The sequence below is a fragment of the Burkholderia sp. BCC0405 genome, from assembly GCF_902833075.1.
GTDB lineage: Bacteria > Pseudomonadota > Gammaproteobacteria > Burkholderiales > Burkholderiaceae > Burkholderia.
Window position 1 is genome coordinate 96,550 of the sequence record NZ_CADFEO010000018.1, and the last position, 17,636, is coordinate 114,185.

General features: G+C 69.6%; 13 protein-coding genes. 9 read left to right on the plus strand and 4 right to left on the minus strand.

The genetic code is table 11. The annotated features are described in order from the left end of the window. Nucleotides 1-90: 90 nt before the first annotated feature. Entirely contained in the window at nt 91-984 is an 894-nt protein-coding gene (locus HWX36_RS26495; protein ID WP_175956145.1) for a LysR family transcriptional regulator, read from the minus strand. Nucleotides 985-1,096: 112 nt separating this feature from the next. Between HWX36_RS26495 and HWX36_RS26500 the strand changes: the two genes are divergently transcribed. Then, nucleotides 1,097-2,164 (plus strand): YeiH family protein, encoded by a 1,068-nt coding sequence (locus tag HWX36_RS26500; RefSeq protein WP_175956147.1) that lies wholly within the window; start codon nt 1,097-1,099, stop codon nt 2,162-2,164. 103 nt (nt 2,165-2,267) lie between these two features. After that, nucleotides 2,268-4,001, plus strand: coding sequence for a ClcB-like voltage-gated chloride channel protein (locus tag HWX36_RS26505; RefSeq protein WP_208457824.1), 1,734 nt, complete (start codon nt 2,268-2,270; stop codon nt 3,999-4,001). 91 nt (nt 4,002-4,092) lie between these two features. On the opposite strand, the gene HWX36_RS26510 is transcribed toward HWX36_RS26505, so the two are convergent. Continuing rightward, nucleotides 4,093-4,713, minus strand: a complete 621-nt coding sequence (locus HWX36_RS26510) for a TetR family transcriptional regulator (protein WP_175956151.1) — start codon at nt 4,711-4,713, stop codon at nt 4,093-4,095. 186 nt (nt 4,714-4,899) lie between these two features. Between HWX36_RS26510 and HWX36_RS26515 the strand changes: the two genes are divergently transcribed. The 4 genes from HWX36_RS26515 to HWX36_RS26530 all read left to right on the plus strand — a co-directional run bounded on the left by HWX36_RS26515 (nt 4,900) and on the right by HWX36_RS26530 (nt 11,872). Then, the gene (locus HWX36_RS26515; RefSeq protein ID WP_175956153.1) at nt 4,900-6,009 is read left to right on the plus strand and encodes an efflux RND transporter periplasmic adaptor subunit; all 1,110 of its coding nucleotides are present in this window, start codon (nt 4,900-4,902) and stop codon (nt 6,007-6,009) included. Further along, a complete protein-coding gene (locus HWX36_RS26520; RefSeq protein WP_175956155.1) occupies nt 6,006-9,155 on the plus strand; it encodes an efflux RND transporter permease subunit in 3,150 nt (1,049 codons plus the stop codon). Before HWX36_RS26515 ends, HWX36_RS26520 begins: the two co-directional genes overlap by 4 nt. A 2-nt stretch (nt 9,156-9,157) precedes the next feature. After that, a complete protein-coding gene (locus tag HWX36_RS26525; protein WP_175956157.1) occupies nt 9,158-10,723 on the plus strand; it encodes an efflux transporter outer membrane subunit in 1,566 nt (521 codons plus the stop codon). 120 nt (nt 10,724-10,843) lie between these two features. Further along, the gene (locus HWX36_RS26530; RefSeq protein ID WP_175956159.1) at nt 10,844-11,872 is read left to right on the plus strand and encodes a MerR family transcriptional regulator; all 1,029 of its coding nucleotides are present in this window, start codon (nt 10,844-10,846) and stop codon (nt 11,870-11,872) included. Between the two features lie 8 nt (nt 11,873-11,880). Here the strand turns inward: HWX36_RS26530 and HWX36_RS26535 are convergent, their stop codons facing one another. Beyond that, nucleotides 11,881-12,411, minus strand: coding sequence for a DUF4124 domain-containing protein (locus HWX36_RS26535; protein WP_175956160.1), 531 nt, complete (start codon nt 12,409-12,411; stop codon nt 11,881-11,883). Nucleotides 12,412-12,483: 72 nt separating this feature from the next. After that, nucleotides 12,484-13,881: a sigma 54-interacting transcriptional regulator gene (locus HWX36_RS26540; protein ID WP_175956161.1), complete on the minus strand. Its 1,398-nt coding sequence runs from the start codon at nt 13,879-13,881 to the stop codon at nt 12,484-12,486. A gap of 248 nt (nt 13,882-14,129) precedes the next feature. Here HWX36_RS26540 and HWX36_RS26545 point away from each other — a divergent pair, with 248 nt between their 5' ends. The 3 genes from HWX36_RS26545 to HWX36_RS26555 are packed head-to-tail and all read left to right on the plus strand — an operon-like array spanning nt 14,130 to nt 17,536. Then, nucleotides 14,130-15,014, plus strand: a complete 885-nt coding sequence (locus HWX36_RS26545) for an MBL fold metallo-hydrolase (protein WP_175956162.1) — start codon at nt 14,130-14,132, stop codon at nt 15,012-15,014. A gap of 29 nt (nt 15,015-15,043) precedes the next feature. Then, nucleotides 15,044-16,711 carry a bifunctional protein tyrosine phosphatase family protein/NAD(P)/FAD-dependent oxidoreductase gene (locus HWX36_RS26550; RefSeq protein WP_175956163.1) on the plus strand — a complete coding sequence of 556 codons (1,668 nt, stop codon included), beginning with the start codon at nt 15,044-15,046 and terminating at the stop codon, nt 16,709-16,711. An 18-nt stretch (nt 16,712-16,729) separates the two neighbouring features. Next, nucleotides 16,730-17,536 (plus strand): sulfite exporter TauE/SafE family protein, encoded by an 807-nt coding sequence (locus HWX36_RS26555; protein ID WP_175956164.1) that lies wholly within the window; start codon nt 16,730-16,732, stop codon nt 17,534-17,536. Nucleotides 17,537-17,636 lie beyond the last annotated feature (100 nt).

Consider the following 17,636-nt stretch of genomic DNA (forward strand, 5'->3'; position numbering starts at 1 on the left):
CCATAGAGGAAATCCCTAAGATGGGGCAACGACGCGGATGCGCACCGACACGGCGCGCATCGCGCGTTCCCGGGCCGGGCGTGCGGCCGCTCACGCGACGTCGTGCGCGAGGCTCATCTCGAGGAATTGTGCGGCGACCCGCGACGGCGCGCCGCCGTGCGGCACGAGGATGGAGAAGTGACGTGCGAGCGGCGCGGGCGCGAGCGAGCGCAGGACGAGCGCGGCATCGTCGTGACGCAGCGACATCGCGGATACGAACCCGACGCCCATCCCGGCCCGCACGGCTTCCTTCACCGCCTCGACGCCCGCGATCTCGAACGCGACGCGCATCGGCGCCGCGCCTTGCGCGAACGCGCGCTCGACGAGTTGCCGCACGGCGGAGCCCGCCTCGCGCAGTACGAGCGGATGGGCCGCCAGCGCGTCGAGCGTGACCCCCGACGCGTAGTCGGGCGCGGCCAGCGGATGACCAGCCGGCACGATCGCCACGATCTCGTCCTCGCGCCACGCATGCACCGCGGTGCCCGGCGGCAGTGCCTCGCCGGGCGGCCCTTCGATCATCGCGATATCGAGCGACGGCAGCGCCGCGACCACGTCGGCCGTGTTGCCGCTCATCGTCTGGATCGCCACGCGCGGCGCGCGCGGCTGGAACGCCGCGATCAGGTACGGCAGCAGGTAGCTCGCGGGGGTCGTGCTCGCGCCGATGCGCAGCGTGCCGGCCTCGAGGCCGCGTACCGCGTCACGAAACGCGCGCGCCTGCGCAAAGGTGTCGCGCTGCGCCTTCGCGTACTGCGCGAGCTGTTCGCCGACCGGGGTCAGCCGGATGCCGCGGCCTTCGCGCTGGTACAGCGGCTCGCCGAATTCGTCCTGCAACAGCCGCAACTGGCCCGACACGGCCGGCTGCGACAGATGCAGCGCCACGGCGGCGCGGCTGATGTTCAGGTGTTCGGCGACGGCGGCGAACGTTATCAGTTGATCCGGGGTCATGGGGTCAAATTATCGGCTTTCCGGATAGTTTACGTCACAAATCACAATTTTTCATATCGATATAACGAAATTAGGATTACAGCATCGCAACACGCTCCATCACGGTGCTTCCATGTCCACTGCCCCGACTCCCCATCTCAGCCCTGCCGCGCCGTCGATGCGCGGCCAGTTGAACGGCGTGCTGTTCGTCGCGCTGTTCGCCGCCGCCGTCACGAGCCTGTCCCAGCTTCCCGCGATCGCGGGGCTCGGCCTGTCGCCGCTGATCGTCGGCATCGTCGCCGGTGCGCTGTACGGCAACGCGCTGCGCGACGGCATGCCGGCCAGCTGGGCGGCCGGCGTCAATTTCTCCGCGCGCAAGCTGCTGCGCATCGCGGTCGCGTTCTTCGGGTTGCGCGTGAGCCTGCAGGAAATCGCGCAGGTCGGGCTGCCGGGCCTGACGGTGTCGGTACTGGTCGTCGTCAGCACGCTCGTGCTCGGCACCTGGGCCGGCATGAAGATCATGAAGCTCGACCGCGACTCGGCATTGCTGACCGCCGCGGGCAGCGCGATCTGCGGCGCGGCCGCCGTGCTCGCGTTCGAGTCGACGCTGCAGTCGAAGCCGCACCAGAGCGCGATGGCCGTGGGCAGCGTCGTGCTGTTCGGCACGCTGTCGATGTTCCTGTACCCGCTCGCGTATCACGCCGGGCTGCTGAACCTCGATCCGGCCGGCCTCGGCCTGTTCTTCGGCGGCACGATCCACGAGGTCGCGCAGGTGGTCGGCGCGGCGAGCGACATCAGCCCGCAGGTCGCGCACGTCGCGACGATCGTCAAAATGACCCGCGTGATGCTGCTCGTGCCGGTGCTGCTGGTGCTCGGCTGGTGGCTCGCCCGCTCGGCGCGCGCCACCGCCGGCGGCGCGCAAGGCAAGCGCAAGGTGGCCGTGCCCTGGTTCGCACTCGGTTTCCTCGGCTTCGTGATCGTCAACTCGCTGAACGTGTTGCCCGCCGACGTCACGCACACGCTGAACGTGCTCGACACCTTCGCGCTGACGATGGCGATGACCGCGCTCGGCATCGAAACCCGCGTCGCGCAGATCCGCGCGGCCGGCCCCCGTGCGCTGATGACCGGCCTGATCCTGTACGTATGGCTGATCGCCGGCGGCTACGGGATCACCTGGGCCGTGCAGCACTGGCTTGGCTGAGTTGCCCGCCCGTGACACTTCGCGCGCCGCGCCCGACGGGATGGTCCCGCGGGCGCGGCGCAGTGCTATGCTTCGCGTCGTTTTCCATCGCCCTCTTTCAGCCGTGCTCTCGTTCCTGCTGAAGCTGCGCACTCGCGCCCAAACGCTGTTCCGCCTGTCGGACGCCCATACGATGCTGATCTGGTCGGCCATCGTCGGCGTCGGCGGCGCCTTTGCCACGATGGCGTTCCGCGAAGGCATCGACCTGATGCAGCACCTGATCTCCGGGCACAGCGGCAGCTTCGTGCAGATGGCGAAGAGCCTGCCCTGGTACGTGCGGTTCTGGATGCCGGCCGCGGGCGGCTTTCTCGCCGGCTGCGTGCTGCTGCTGGCGACGCGCGGCGACAAGAAGGCCGCCAAGACCGACTACATGGAATCGGTCGCGCTCGGCAACGGCATCGTGCCGGTCCGCCAGAGCCTGTGGCGCAGCGTGTCGTCGCTGCTGACGATCGGCAGCGGCGGCTCGATCGGCCGCGAAGGCCCGATGGTGCAGCTCGCGGCGCTCGCCGCGTCGCTCGTCGGCCGCTTCGCGCACTTCGACCCGCCGCGCCTGCGCCTGCTGGTCGCCTGCGGGGCGGCGGCCGGCATCACGTCCGCCTACAACGCGCCGATCGCCGGCGCCTTCTTCGTATCGGAGATCGTGCTCGGCACGATCGCGATGGAGAGTTTCGGGCCGATGGTCGTCGCGTCGGTCGTCGCGAACATCGTGATGCGCGAATTCGTCGGCTACCGGCCGCCGTACGAGATGCCGGTGTTTCCGGCCGTCACCGGCCCCGAGGTGCTGCTGTTCGTCGTGCTCGGCGCGCTGTGCGGCGTGCTCGCGCCGCAGTTCCTGCACCTGCTCGACGCGTCGAAGAACCAGTTCAAGCGGCTGCCCGTGCCGTTGCCCGTGCGGCTCGCGCTCGGCGGCCTCGTCGTCGGCGTGATCTCGGTGTGGATTCCGGACGTGTGGGGCAACGGCTACAGCGTCGTGAACCACATCCTCCATTCGCCGTGGACCTGGCAGGCGCTCGTCGCGGTGCTCGTGTTCAAGGTGATCGCGACCGCCGCGACCGCCGGCTCGGGCGCGATCGGCGGCGTGTTCACGCCGACGCTGTTCGTCGGCGCGGTGTTCGGTTCGCTGTTCGGGCTCGCGATGGAAGCGCTGTGGCCCGGCCATACGTCGGCGTACTTCGCGTATGCGATCGTCGGGATGGGGGCGTTCATGGCGGGCGCCACGCAGGCGCCGCTGATGGCGATCCTGATGATCTTCGAGATGACGCTGAGCTACCAGGTCGTGCTGCCGCTGCTGGTGTCGTGCGTGTTCGCGTATTTCGTCGCCCGTGCGACGGGCACGACGTCGATGTACGAGATCACGCTGCACCACTACCAGGACGCGCAGGAGCGGATGCGGCTGCGCACCACGCAGATGCGCGAGCTGATCCAGCCCGCGCAGACGGTCGTGCCGCTCACGGCGAGCGTCGCGGACATGACGCGCGTGTTCCTCGAATATCCGGTGAAGTACCTGTACGTGACCGACGACGCCGGGCGCTTTCGCGGCGCGGTCGCGCTGAAGGACATCACGTCGGACCTGCTCGACAAGCGCGACACGACCGACAAGACGGCCGCGCACTACGCGCACACGCCGTTTCCGCTCCTCACGCCCGACATGCCGCTCGCCACCGCGCTCGAACGCTTCATGGCGTTCCAGGGCGAACGGCTGCCGGTGATCGAGAGCGAGGCCGAGCCGACGCTCGCGGGGGTGGTCTACAAGACGTCGCTGCTCGACGCGTACCGGCGGATGACGGGCGAGCGCTGACGCGCATGGCGCGACGCGCGCCGCACCGCTTCATCGCATGCCGCCTGCCGTCTGCCGCGGGCGAGCACGACGCCCGCGAACCCGGCCCCGCTCAGTCCGGCGCGCGCCCCAGCACGACCCGCGCGAAGAACCCGGCGAGCACCGCTTCGGCCGAGTCGGCCGACACGTGCTGCGGATCGGCCGTGTAAAACGACTGCACGCCGTCGCACAGGCACATCAGGCCGAACGCGAGCGTCTCGGCCGGCAAGAGCAGCGGCGTGCCCGCGCGCTCGGCGAAGCGCTGGATGAATTCGGCCATCTGCAGCCGCTTGGCGTGCAGGAACTGGTTGAAGCGCACGCGAAACTTCGCGTCGCGCGCGGCCTGCAGCTTCGCCTCGCCCCACAGCAGCGAATATTCGTCGTCGCGAAACAGCGTCCGGTAGTACGCGAGCGCCATCGACTCCATCTGCTCGCGCGGGCCGCCTTCCTCGAAGATCGCTTCGAAATCGGCCCGCACCGAATCATGGTCGCGCGCGAGCAGTTCGAGCAGCAGTTCCGACTTGCTGCGGAAATTCGAGTAGAACGCGCCGCGCGTAAAGCCCGCCGCGGCCGCAATGTCCTCGACGCTCGCGGCCACAAAGCCTTTCTTCAGAAAAATACGATGCGCGGCATTCAGCAGACGTTCGCGCGTCTGGTCCCTGCTCTGCTCACGGGTTAAGCGCTGAGGTTTCATGGCGCGCAGTCTAGCACCAATCCCCTTTCGGATTCATCTTTGCATTCAGATACAGGTGTGTATTAGAATTCGCCACAGTTTCTGAAAGATGGTGTCCGCACGCCCGTGTCGGCGCCGCTCGGGGCAAGCGCCCGCCGCGCTTGCCGGCTTCGTTCCGCTCTCGCTCTCACCTCATCTGGGGGTTTCGTGAATCGCTCCGGTTCCCGCGCCGCGCTGTTGGTCGGCGCCGCGCTCGTCCTCGCCGCCTGTCATCCGAAAGAATCCGCGCCGCCCGCGCCGCGCCCCGTCGTCGCGCTGCCCGCCCATGCCGACGGCGCCGCCGTCGCCAGCACGCTCCCCGGCGAGATCCAGCCGCGCTATACCACGCCGCTGTCGTTCCGCATCGCCGGCAAGATCATCGAGCGCAAGGTGCGCCTCGGCGATACGGTCAAGGTCGGCCAGGTCGTCGCGCTGCTCGACCCGTCCGACGTCGAGAAGAACGCCGCGAGCGCGCAGGCGCAACTCGATGCCGCGACGCACAGCCTCGCGTTCGCGAAGCAGCAGCTCGACCGCGATCGCGCGCAGGCGCGCGAAAACCTGATCGCCACCGCGCAGCTCGAGCAGACCGAGAACAGCTACGCGTCGGCGCTCGCGCAGCGCGACCAGGCGCAGCAGCAGCTCGCGCTCGCGAAGAACCAGCTCCGCTACGCCACGCTCGTCGCCGATCACGCGGGCACCATCACCGCCGAACAGGCCGATACCGGCCAGAACGTGTCGGCCGGCCAGGCCGTCTACCAGCTCGCGTGGTCCGGCGACGTCGACGTGGTCAGCGACGTGCCCGAGTCCGCGCTTGCGTCGCTCACGCCCGGCCACGCGGCTAGCGTCACGCTGCCGGCGCTGCCGGGCCGTTCGTTCGCCGCGAAGGTGCGCGAAATCGCGCCCGCCGCCGATCCGCAAAGCCGCACCTATCGCGTGAAGCTCACGCTCGCCGCGCCCGATCCGGCAATCAAGCTCGGCATGACGGCCAGCGTCGCGTTCGACGACGCACCGGCCGCCGGCGACGCGCAATCGATCACGCTGCCCGCGACCGCGCTGTTCCACGATGGCCAGCAACCGGCCGTGTGGGTCGTGCGTACGAAGGACGACACGCTCGAGCTGCGCCGCGTCGACGTCGCGCGCTTCAACGAGCGCACGGTGACGGTGTCGCACGGGCTGCAGCCCGGCGAACGCGTCGTGCTGCAGGGTGTGCACACGGTCAGCGCGGGCGAGAAGGTCCGCGCGATCGCGCCGCTGCATCCGGAGGATTTCGCATCGTGAGCGTTTCCTACGAAGAAGGCCGCTTCAACCTGTCGGCGTGGGCGCTGCGCCACCAGGCGCTGGTCGTCTACCTGATCGCGCTCGCGACGCTCGCGGGCATCCTCGCTTACACGCGCCTCGCGCAATCCGAAGACCCGCCGTTCACGTTCCGCGTGATGGTGATCCGCACGTTCTGGCCCGGCGCGAGCGCGCGGCAGGTGCAGGAACAGGTGACCGACCGGATCGGCCGCAAGCTGCAGGAAACGCCGGCCATCGACTTCCTGCGCAGCTATTCGCGCCCCGGCGAATCGCTGATCTTCTTCACGATGAAGGATTCGGCGCCCGTGAAGGACGTGCCCGAGACCTGGTACCAGATCCGCAAGAAGGTCGGCGACATCGGCTATACGCTGCCGCCCGGCGTGCAGGGCCCGTTCTTCAACGACGAGTTCGGCGACGTCTACACCAACATCTGGACCCTCGAAGGCGACGGCTTCTCGCCCGCGCAACTGCACGACTACGCCGACCAGCTCCGCACCGTGCTGCTGCGCGTGCCGGGCGTCGGCAAGGTCGACTATTTCGGCGACCCCGACCAGCGGATCTTCATCGAGGTCAACAACGCGCAGTTGACGCGCCTCGGCATCTCGCCGCAGCAGCTCGGGCAGGCGATCAACGCGCAGAACGACATCTCGTCGGCCGGCACGCTGACGACCGCCGACGACCGCGTGTTCGTGCGGCCGAGCGGCCAGTTCGACAACGTCGGCGCGATCGCCGACACGCTGATCCGCATCAACGGCCGCACGTTCCGGCTCGGCGATCTCGCGACGGTGACGCGCGGCTACGACGATCCGACCGTCACGCAGATGCGCGCGAACGGCCACGCGGTGCTCGGCATCGGCGTCACGATGCAGCCGGGCGGCGACGTGATCCGGCTCGGCAAGGCGCTCGACGACGAATCGAAGGACCTGCAGGCGCAACTGCCGGCCGGCCTCAAGCTGACGCTGGTATCGAGCATGCCGCACGCGGTCGCGCATTCGGTCGACGACTTCCTCGAGGCCGTCGCGGAAGCGGTCGCGATCGTGCTGGTCGTGAGCCTCGTGTCGCTCGGCCTGCGCACCGGGATGGTGGTCGTGATCTCGATTCCCGTCGTGCTCGCGGTCACCGCCCTCTTCATGTACCTGTTCGACATCGGGCTGCACAAGGTGTCGCTCGGCACGCTCGTGCTCGCGCTCGGGCTGCTCGTCGACGATGCGATCATCGCGGTCGAGATGATGGCCGTGAAGCTCGAGCAGGGCTACACCCGCGCACGCGCGGCCGCGTTCGCCTATACGAGCACCGCGTTCCCGATGCTGACCGGCACGCTCGTCACCGTGTCGGGCTTCCTGCCGATCGCGCTCGCGAAATCGAGCACCGGCGAATACACGCGCTCGATCTTCGAGGTGTCGGCGATCGCGCTGATCGCGTCGTGGTTCGCGGCGGTCGTGCTGATCCCGCTGCTCGGCTTCCACCTGCTGCCCGAGCGCAAGCGGCAGGCGCACGAGGCGCACCTGCCCGACGACCACGAGCACGACATCTACGACACGCGTTTCTACCGGCGGCTGCGCGGCTGGATCGACTGGTGCATCGAGCGGCGCTTCGTCGTGCTGCTGATCACGGGCGCGCTCTTCGTCGTGGCGCTGATGGGCTTCTCGCTCGTGCCGCAGCAGTTCTTCCCGAGTTCCGATCGCCCCGAGCTGCTGGTCGACCTGCGGCTGCCCGAAGGCGCATCGTTCGCGGCGACGCTGCGCGAGACCGAGCGCCTGGAGAAAGTGATCGACAAGCGCCCCGAGATCGATCATTCGGTGAACTTCGTCGGCAGCGGCGCGCCGCGCTTCTACCTGCCGCTCGACCAGCAGCTTCAGTTGCCGAACTTCGCGCAGTTCGTGATCACCGCGCACTCGGTGAAGGACCGCGAGAAGCTCGCGACCTGGCTCGAAACCACGTTGCGCGAGCAGTTCCCGGCCGTGCGCTGGCGGCTGTCGCGGCTCGAGAACGGTCCGCCGGTCGGCTATCCGGTGCAGTTCCGCGTGAGCGGCGACAGCATCGCGACGGTCCGCTCGATCGCCGAGAAGGTCGCGGCGACGATGCGCGGCGACGCACGCACGGTCAACGTGCAGTTCGACTGGGACGAGCCGGCCGAGCGTTCGGTGCGCTTCGAGATCGACCAGAAGAAGGCGCGCGAGCTGAACGTCACGTCGCAAGACGTCTCGAGCTTCCTCGCGATGACGCTGTCCGGCACGACCGTCACGCAATACCGCGAGCGCGACAAGCTGATCGCGGTCGACCTGCGCGCGCCAAAGGCCGACCGAGTCGACCCCGCGAAGCTCGCCGGCCTCGCGCTGCCAACCCCGAACGGCCCGGTGCCGCTCGGCTCGCTCGGCCGCTTCAAGCCGACGCTCGAATACGGCGTCGTGTGGGAACGCGACCGCCAGCCGACCATCACCGTGCAGTCGGACGTGCGCGCCGGCGCGCAGGGCATCGACGTCACGCATGCGGTCGACGCAAAGCTGAACGCGTTGCGCGCGCAACTGCCGGTCGGCTATCAGATCAACATCGGCGGCTCGGTCGAGGAAAGCGCGAAGGCGCAGAATTCGATCAATGCGCAGATGCCGCTGATGGCGATCGCCGTGTTCACGCTGCTGATGATCCAGCTGCAGAGCTTCTCGCGCGTGCTGATGGTCGTGCTGACCGCGCCGCTCGGGCTGATCGGCGTGGTCGCCACGCTGCTGCTGTTCGGCCAGCCGTTCGGCTTCGTCGCGATGCTCGGCGTGATCGCGATGTTCGGGATCATCATGCGCAACTCGGTGATCCTGGTCGACCAGATCGAACAGGACATCGCGGTCGGCCACCGGCGCATCGACGCGATCATCGGCGCGACCGTGCGGCGCTTCCGCCCGATCACGCTGACGGCCGCGGCCGCCGTGCTCGCGCTGATCCCGCTGTTGCGCTCGAACTTCTTCGGGCCGATGGCGACCGCGCTGATGGGCGGCATCACGAGCGCGACCGTGCTGACGCTGTTCTACCTGCCCGCGCTGTACGCGACGTGGTTCCGCGTGAAGCGCGACGAACGCGACCCGCAGGACGGGCCGCCGCCTGGCGGCAGCATGCCGGCCGCGCCGTCGGGAGCCTGACCATGGATCGATCGATGAACCTGAAAACCCAAGCCGTGCGGGCACTCGCCGTGGCGAGCCTCGCCGGACCGCTCGCGGGCTGCGCCTGGTTCGCGCCGAACGGCGAGCCGCCCGCGATGCCGTCGCCCGCGCACTACGGCACCACGCCGCAAGTCCAGCAGACCGTGTCCGCGCAAGGCGTCGCGCAGCAGTTCGAGGTCGGCGCGCAACCGGTGCCCGACTGGTGGAAGCAGTACCGCTCCGATGCGCTGAACGCGCTCGTCGACGAAGGGCTGCGCAACAGCCCGACCTTGAGCGCGGCATCGCACTCGCTCGATGCCGCGCGCGAACAGCTGCGCGGGCAGATCGGCAGCTCGATGCTGCCGTCGATCGACGCGGGCGGCCAGGCCTCGCGCCAGCGTGCGCTCGGCGTGCCGATTCCCGCGCTCGGCGCGCCGACGCTGTTGTACGACACGTTCGTCGGCCAACTGCAGGCGAGCTACACGATCGACCTGTTCGGCGCGTCGCGTTTCGCGAACCGCGCGCTGGCGCGGCGCGTCGATGTCAGCGCGTTCCAGCTCGAATCCGCGCGGCGCGCGCTGGCCGCGAACATCGTCACCGCGTCGATCACGGTGTCGGTGCTGAATGCACAGATCGGCACGACCGAGCGGCTCGTCGCGCTCGCCAACGACCAGGCCCACGATGCCGAACGCCGCTACGCGCTCGGTTCGGCCTCGCGCAGCGACGCGCTGAACGCGCGGCAAAGCGCCGACACGTTCGCGGCGAGCCTGCCCGCGCTGCGCCAGCAGCGCGACTCGGCGCGCCATGCGCTCGCGGTGCTGATCGGCCGCACGCCCGACCGGCCGCCGGCCGATCTCACGCTCGCCGATCTGCACCTGCCCGAGCAAGTACCCGTCGTCGTGCCGTCCGACCTGCTGCAAAGCCGCCCGGACATCCAGGCGGCCGACGCGGGGCTGAAGGCCGCCGCGGCCGAAGTGGGCCTCGCGACCGCGCAGATGTTTCCGCAGCTGTCGCTGTCGGCCGCGATGGGCAAAGGCGGCTTCAGCTGGCCGACGATGCTGTCGGGCGCCGGCTCGATCTGGAACGTCGGCGCGTCGCTGAGCCAGCCGATCTTCCATGGCGGCGCGCTGCTCGCGCAGCGCCGCGCCGCGAAGGCGACCTACGAAGCCGCGGTCGACCAGTACAAGCAGACCGTGCTCGGCGCGTTCCAGAACGTCGCCGATTCGCTCGCGGCGCTCGAGCATGACGCGGAGGCGCTCGACGCGTCGTCGCGCGCCGCGCTGTCCGCGCGCGGCGCGTACGATGACGCCGCGGCCCGCGTGCGGCTCGGCGCGCTGCCGCCGTCGGCCGCGCGCGCCAGCGAACTGCAGTACCGCAACGCGCGGCTCGACGAGATCCGCGCGACCGGCGCGCGGTTCGCGGATACCGCGCGGCTTTACCAGGCGATGGGCACGCCGCCGGTCGACCAGGCAGGCCGGTCCGGCAAGACCGCCCCGGCAGCCGGCGACGCCGCAACCGGCCAGCAAGCGCGCGCCGCCACCGCCGGCACCCCGCCTTCGCCGCAATAAGCCAGCCCTGCCGTCGGGTGCGCGCGGCCTCTCCCCGCGCACCCGATTCCCGATCTTCCGCTTGACCCTCACGTAGCGTAACGTTCGAGACTCCAGTGTGCGACCCGAACGGAGGAACGAATGCGACTGAAAGTGGGAGAACTGGCGAAACGCAGCGGGCTGACCGTCCGCACGCTTCATCACTATCACGCGATCGGTCTGCTGACGCCTTCGGCGCGCGCCGACAACGGCTACCGGCTGTACGACCGCCACGACATCGCCCGGCTCCACCAGATCCAGGCGCTGCGTCGCTTCGGCCTGTCGCTCGCCGAAATCGGCGACCACCTCAACCAGCCCGACACCCCGCTCGTCGAGATCGTCGCGAAGCAGATCGCGTTGCTCGACCGTCAGCTCGCACAGACCGCGCAGCTGCGCGAGCGGCTCGTGAGCCTGCACGCGCAGCTCGCCGCGGGCACGGAGCCGGAGCTGGCCGATTGGCTCACCACACTGGAGTTGATGACCGTGTACGACAAATATTTTTCCGAGGAAGAACTCGCGCGCCTGCCGATGTACCAGAAGAGCCAGGCGGGCGACGCAGAATGGATCGCACTCGTCGACGACGTGCGTGCGCTGCACGATGCGGGCGTACCCGCCGAGGACGAGCGCACCCGTGCGCTCGCCAGCCGCTGGATGTCGCTGCTCGTGCGCGACACGAACAACGACCCGCGGCTGCTGGCGAAGCTGAACCTGATGCATGAGCATGAACCGGCGATGCAGTCGAAGATCGGCATTTCGACCGCGCTGCGCGACTATGTCCTGCGCGCGTCGTCGGAAACCAAGATGCGGATCTTCGAGAAGTATCTCGCGCCGGACGAGATCCGCTTCATGCGCGCCCACTACGGCGAAAGCGCGATGGCATGGCCGCAGCTGATGGGCGACGTGCGCGACGCGATCGATGCGGGCGCCAGGCCGGATTCACCGGAAGGCCGCGCGCTCGCGCAGCGCTGGCTCGCGCTGTTCTGCAGCTATGCCGGCAACGATCCGGCCACGCATGCGAAATTCCGCCGGGCGATGATGAACGAGCCGTCGCTGACGCAGGATTCGTGGATCGACGACACGCTGATCGGCTTCGTGCGGGAGGCGATGGCGCAGCTTGCGCCTGCGCGTTGAGCGCACGCCTATCGATAGTCGCGCACGCTGATCCCGTGCCAATGCTTCGTCATGTAGCGCAGAAACGCAGGTTGGGCTTTCAGGTCCGCATTCGGCACGGGTGCCGCGCCGCCGTCCATGAACTTGCCGTTGACCGTCACGGTTTCCTCGCCGCGCAGCACGTACTTCGTGCCCTGGTCGACCAGGAAGTACTTGACCTGGTCGGCACTGACGTCGCCGCGGCAGCCGATCTTGTACGCGAACAGGAACTGCTTGCGGCCGTTGCCGAGCAGGTCGCGCATTTCGATCGACGCGGGCACGACGTCGAGGATCACGTCGACCGGGCATGCCTTCACGTAGTCACGTACGGTCCAGTCGGGCCGGCCGTCGAGCGTCGCGGCCACCTTGAGTTCGACGTCGTCGCCGGATTCGGTCCTGGCGAGCGTCACCGCGTGTGCACCGGCCGCGTCGGTCCATGTGTATTGGGCGGCGGCTTGCGCCAGATTGCACAGCGCGGTGGCGGCAAGAAACAGACCGGGCGAAAGGAAGCGAGTCTTCATCGGTGACGTGGAGGCAGGATCGAACCCGCCATTATCGACAAAGCCGCCTGCCGCTGCCAGCCGCCCGCCCGTTCAGCGCTCGCGCGATCCGAGCCCGAGCGCCTTCATCCGCCGGTACAACGTCCGCTCGCTCATGCCGACCTGATCGGCGAGCGCCTTGCGCGTGCCGTCGAACGTGCGCGCGATGCGCACCAGCTCCGCGTCCGACACGCCGCGCGCATCGGCCGTATGGTCCTGCGGCGCCGCCGATGCGGCGACCAGCTCCGCTGGCAGATGCTCGATCCGGATCGTCCCGTCGTCCGCGAACAGGCACGCGCGTTCGAGCACGTTGCGCAGCTCGCGGATGTTGCCCGGCCACGCATACGCTTCGAGGCACGCCCGTGCGGGCTCGGTCAGCACGAACGGCCGGGCCGCAAACGGCCGCGCGCTCCCGTCGCCCGCACTGGCGCGCGCGTTCGCGATCCGCCGCAGGATCGATTCGGCCAGCAGCGCGATGTCCCCGCGCCGGTCGCGCAGCGCCGGCAACGGAATCGGAAACGCATTGATCCGGTAATAAAGGTCCTGCCGGAACCGGCCATCATCGATCATCTCGCGCAGCGGTTTGTGCGTCGCCGCTACCAGCCGGAAATCCGCGCGCAGCGCCTCGACGCCGCCGACGCGACGGAACGTGCCCGACTCGATCAGGCGCAGCAGCTTCACCTGCATCGGCAGCGGCACGTCGCCGATCTCGTCGAGGAACAGCGTGCCGCCCTGCGCGGTTTCGACGAGGCCCGGCTTGCGCTGGTTCGCGCCGGTGAACGCGCCCTTTTCGTACCCGAACAGTTCGCTCTCGAACAGGGTCTCGGCGATCCCCGAGCAGTCGACGACGACGAACGGTCCCATCGCGCGGTCGCTCGCCTCGTGCAGCGCGCGCGCGAACAGTTCCTTGCCGGTGCCCGATTCGCCGAGCAGCAGCACCGGCAGCATCGAGGGCGCGACGCGCTGCAATGCGCCGAGCGCCGCATTGAACGCGTCCGCGCCGCCGACGAGCCCTTCCGCACTCGGCTGCGCGGACGCGCTGCGCACCGTCGTCAGCCGCTCGACGTACGCGATCACGTCGCCGTTCGCGTCGAAGATCGGCCGCAATTCGACGTCGACATGCTCGGGGCCGCGCGGCGTGTGGTGGATGTGCAGCACGCGGTTCAGCCCGCGCGATTCGAGCGCCTGCTTCATCGGGCAATGCTCGCCGGCCTGGTCGCACGGCACGTCGTAGTGATGCGAGACCTGGAAGCAGTGCCGGCCCACGTGCTCGACGCCCGCGACGCCGAACTGGCGCCGGTACGCATCGTTCGCCGCGAGGATGCGATAGTCGGGATCGACGACGATCATCGGTTGCGGATCCTGCTCGAGATACGCGACGAGCGCGCGCACGTCGGGCATGACGTCGTGGCGCGGCGCGGGGACGATCGGGATGGTGTCGTGCGGATTCATGCGGACGCTCGGTGTAGGGCTGCCTGACGAACTGCCACGCAGACTGCCAATTCTGCCACGGCCCTGCCAGATGTGGCAGTCCACGGTGACGAACCGGTGCCGGCGACACCCGCGTATCGCTGCGGCCGCACCGAAAATCCGAGCCGAATCAAGTCCCTGGCAGATCGGTCGGCACTGCGATGCAGGCTGGCACGCTTCTTGAGTTACTGATCCGGATTGCAGATGCAGAACCCGATCGAGGACACCCCGTGAGCAACGCCCCCACGCTGTCGGTCGAAGGCTTTTTCGACCCGGCGACCCACACCGTCAGCTATCTGCTGCTCGATACCGCGAGCCGCGCGTGCGCGCTGATCGACAGCGTGCTCGACTACGACCCGAAATCCGGCCGCACGCACACGGCGAGCGCCGACCGGCTGATCGCCCGCGTCGCCGAACTCGGCGCGGACGTGCACTGGCTGCTTGAAACCCATGTGCACGCCGACCACCTGTCGGCCGCACCGTACCTGAAGGAACACGTCGGCGGCCGGATCGCGATCGGTTCGCACGTGCGCCGCGTGCAGCACGTGTTCGGCACGCTGTTCAACGCGGGCCCCGGCTTCGCGCACGACGGCCGCCAGTTCGACCGGCTGCTCGACGACGGCGACACGCTCGCGCTCGGCGCGCTGACGATCCGCGCGCTGCATACGCCGGGCCATACGCCCGCGTGCATGACCTACTGCGTCGACGATGCGACGCAGCGCGCGGCCTTCGTCGGCGACACGCTGTTCATGCCCGACTACGGCACGGCCCGCTGCGACTTCCCCGGCGGCGACGCGCGCACGCTGTACCGCTCGATCGCGCGCGTGCTCGCGCTGCCGCCCGACACGCGCCTGTACCTGTGCCACGACTACCAGCCGGGCGGCCGCGACGTGCGGTTCGAAACGACCGTGGCCGAGCAGCGCCGCGCGAACGTGCACGTGAAGGACGGCGTGAGCGAGGACGATTTCGTCGCGATGCGCACCGCGCGCGACGCCACGCTCGCGATGCCCGTGCTGATGCTGCCGTCCGTGCAGGTCAACATGCGCGCCGGCCACCTGCCCGAGCCCGAAAACAACGGCGTGCGCTACCTGAAGATCCCGCTCGACGCGATCTGAGCCGCACGCCCCACCCGGAGAACCCCGACATGACCATCCGCCAGCTGACCGACACGCTGTCGGTCTCGCCGCAGATCGCGGCGGCCGACCTGCCCGCGCTTCACGCGGCCGGCATCCGCGCGATCATCTGCAACCGCCCCGACGGAGAAGGCCCCGACCAGCCGACCGTCACCGAGATCCGCGCGGCCGCCGCGCCGCTCGGCATCGACGTGCACTACCTGCCGGTCGATACGGGCAAGGTGACCGACGACCAGGCCGCGCAGTTCGGCGCGCTCGTCGCGTCGCTCGAAGGCCCGGTGCTCGCGTATTGCCGCAGCGGCACGCGCTCGGCCACGCTGTGGGCGCTGTCGCAGGCCGGCCTGCGTCCGCTGAACGACATCGTCGCGACGGCCGGCGCAGCCGGCTACGACCTGCGCGCGCTCGCCTCGCGCGTCATGCAAGGCGGCAAGCAGGCGGCGCCGGCCGTCGACGCGCGGCACGACATTGTGATCGTCGGCGCGGGCGCGGCCGGCATCGCGGTCGCGTCGAGCCTGCTCGCGCGCAATGCGTCGCTCGACATCGCGGTGATCGATCCGGCCGACGTCCACTACTACCAGCCCGGCTGGACGATGGTCGGCGCGGGCGTGTTCCGGCCCGAGACCACCGCGCGCCGAATGACCGACGTGCTGCCGCGCGGCGTGCAGCGGATCCAGGCCGCCGTCGCGGGCTTCGAGCCCGACGCGCACACCGTCGTGCTCGACGGCTGCCGCCGCATCGGCTATCGCAAGCTCGTCGTGTGCCCGGGGCTCAAGCTCGACTGGCACGCGATCGAAGGGCTCGCCGACACGCTCGGCCGCAACGGCGTCACGTCCAACTACCGCTACGATCTCGCGCCGTACACGTGGGAGCTCGTGCGCGCGTTCCGCGGCGGCAACGCACTCTTCACGCAGCCGCCGATGCCGATCAAGTGCGCGGGCGCGCCACAGAAGGCGATGTACCTGTCGTGCGACCACTGGCGGCGCGCGGGCCGCCTCGAGGCCGCGAACGTCGAGTTCCTGAATGCGGGCGCCGCGCTGTTCGGCGTCGCCGACTACGTGCCCGCGCTGATGGAGTACGTGAAAAGCTACGACATCGCGCTGTCGTTCGGCCACAACCTCGTGTCGATCGACGGGCCCGCGCGCCGCGCGACGTTCGCGCGCGCGCTGCCGGACGGCGGCAAGGAAACCGTCGTGCGCGCATTCGACATGATCCACGTCGTGCCGCCGCAGAAGGCGCCCGACTTCGTGCGTTCGAGCCCGCTCGCCGACGCGGCCGGCTGGATCGACGTCGATCCGGCGACACTGCGCCACAAGCAGTTTCCGGACATCTACGCGCTCGGCGACGCCACCAACACGACCAATGCGAAAACGGCCGCGGCCGCCCGCAAGCAGGCGCCGGTGGTGGCACACAACCTGCTCGCGTCGCTCGGCCACGCGCACGGCGACGCCGCGTACGACGGCTATGGCTCGTGCCCGCTCACGGTTGAGCGCGGCAAGATCGTGCTCGCCGAATTCCTGTACGGCGGCAAGGTCGCACCGACCTTCCCCGCGTGGCTGATCGACGGCAAGCGTCCGTCGCGGCTCGCGTGGCTGCTCAAGGAACGCGTGCTGCCGCCGCTCTACTGGAAGGCGATGCTCAAGGGCCGCGAATGGCTCGCGAAGCCCGCGATCGCACGTTGACGGGAGCGCGATGACGTCATGCTGATTTCCCTCGTACTCGGCGGTTTCGTCGGCGCCGTGCTCGGCCTGACCGGCGCCGGCGGCGGCATCCTCGCGGTGCCCGCGCTCGTCGTCGGGATGAGCTGGCCGATGCAGCAGGCCACGCCCGTCGCGCTCGTCGCGGTGGCGGGCAGCGCCGCGCTCGGCGCGCTCGAAGGTTTCCGCCGTGGGCTCGTGCGCTACCGCGCGGCGCTGCTGATGGCGGTGGCCGGCGTGCCGCTGACCACGCTCGGCGTACGGCTCGCGCATGTGCTGCCGCAACGCCTGCTGCTCGCGCTGTTCGCGCTGACGATGCTGGTGGTCGCCGGCCGCCTGTTGTTGCAGGCGCTGCGGCACGCGCCGGTCGACGCGGAAACGTCGCCGCTGTGCGTCGGCCGAGTGAATCCCGATACGGGCCGGCTCGTCTGGTCCTGGCCGGTCGGCGTCGCGCTTGCGTCGACCGGTGCGATGACCGGCCTGATGACGGGGCTGCTCGGCGTGGGCGGCGGCTTCGTGATCGTGCCGATGCTGCGCAAGTTCACGAACGTGTCGATGCACGGCGTGGTCGCGACGTCGCTGATGGTGATCGCGCTCGTCGGCACCGGCGGCGTGTTCGCCACGCTCGTGTCGGGCACGCGCGCACCGCTCGACGTGACGTTGTGGTTCACCGTCGCGACCGCGCTCGGCATGGCCGCCGGCCGCGGCGCGTCACGCCACCTCGCCGCCCGGCACGTGCAGGCCGGGTTCGCGGTCGTGCTCGTGTGCGTCGCGCTCGGGCTGCTGGCGAAGGCGACGTTGCGCGCATGAAGCGGCCACGGCCGGGCACGGTAATCGAACCCGTGCCGTGGCGCTGGCGCCCCTCGTCCGTCGCAATCGCATCCTGACCGGGGCCGATCCACACGCGGCG

Bases quoted from the DNA above. Each gene is read 5' to 3' on its own strand.
- HWX36_RS26495 (WP_175956145.1), bottom strand. From the start codon at position 984: ATGACCCCGGATCAACTGATAACGTTCGCCGCCGTCGCCGAACACCTG.
- HWX36_RS26500 (WP_175956147.1), top strand. From the start codon at position 1,097: ATGTCCACTGCCCCGACTCCCCATCTCAGCCCTGCCGCGCCGTCGATG.
- HWX36_RS26510 (WP_175956151.1), bottom strand. From the start codon at position 4,713: ATGAAACCTCAGCGCTTAACCCGTGAGCAGAGCAGGGACCAGACGCGC.
- HWX36_RS26525 (WP_175956157.1), top strand. From the start codon at position 9,158: ATGGATCGATCGATGAACCTGAAAACCCAAGCCGTGCGGGCACTCGCC.
- HWX36_RS26530 (WP_175956159.1), top strand. From the start codon at position 10,844: ATGCGACTGAAAGTGGGAGAACTGGCGAAACGCAGCGGGCTGACCGTC.
- HWX36_RS26535 (WP_175956160.1), bottom strand. From the start codon at position 12,411: ATGAAGACTCGCTTCCTTTCGCCCGGTCTGTTTCTTGCCGCCACCGCG.
- HWX36_RS26540 (WP_175956161.1), bottom strand. From the start codon at position 13,881: ATGAATCCGCACGACACCATCCCGATCGTCCCCGCGCCGCGCCACGAC.
- HWX36_RS26550 (WP_175956163.1), top strand. From the start codon at position 15,044: ATGACCATCCGCCAGCTGACCGACACGCTGTCGGTCTCGCCGCAGATC.
- HWX36_RS26555 (WP_175956164.1), top strand. From the start codon at position 16,730: ATGCTGATTTCCCTCGTACTCGGCGGTTTCGTCGGCGCCGTGCTCGGC.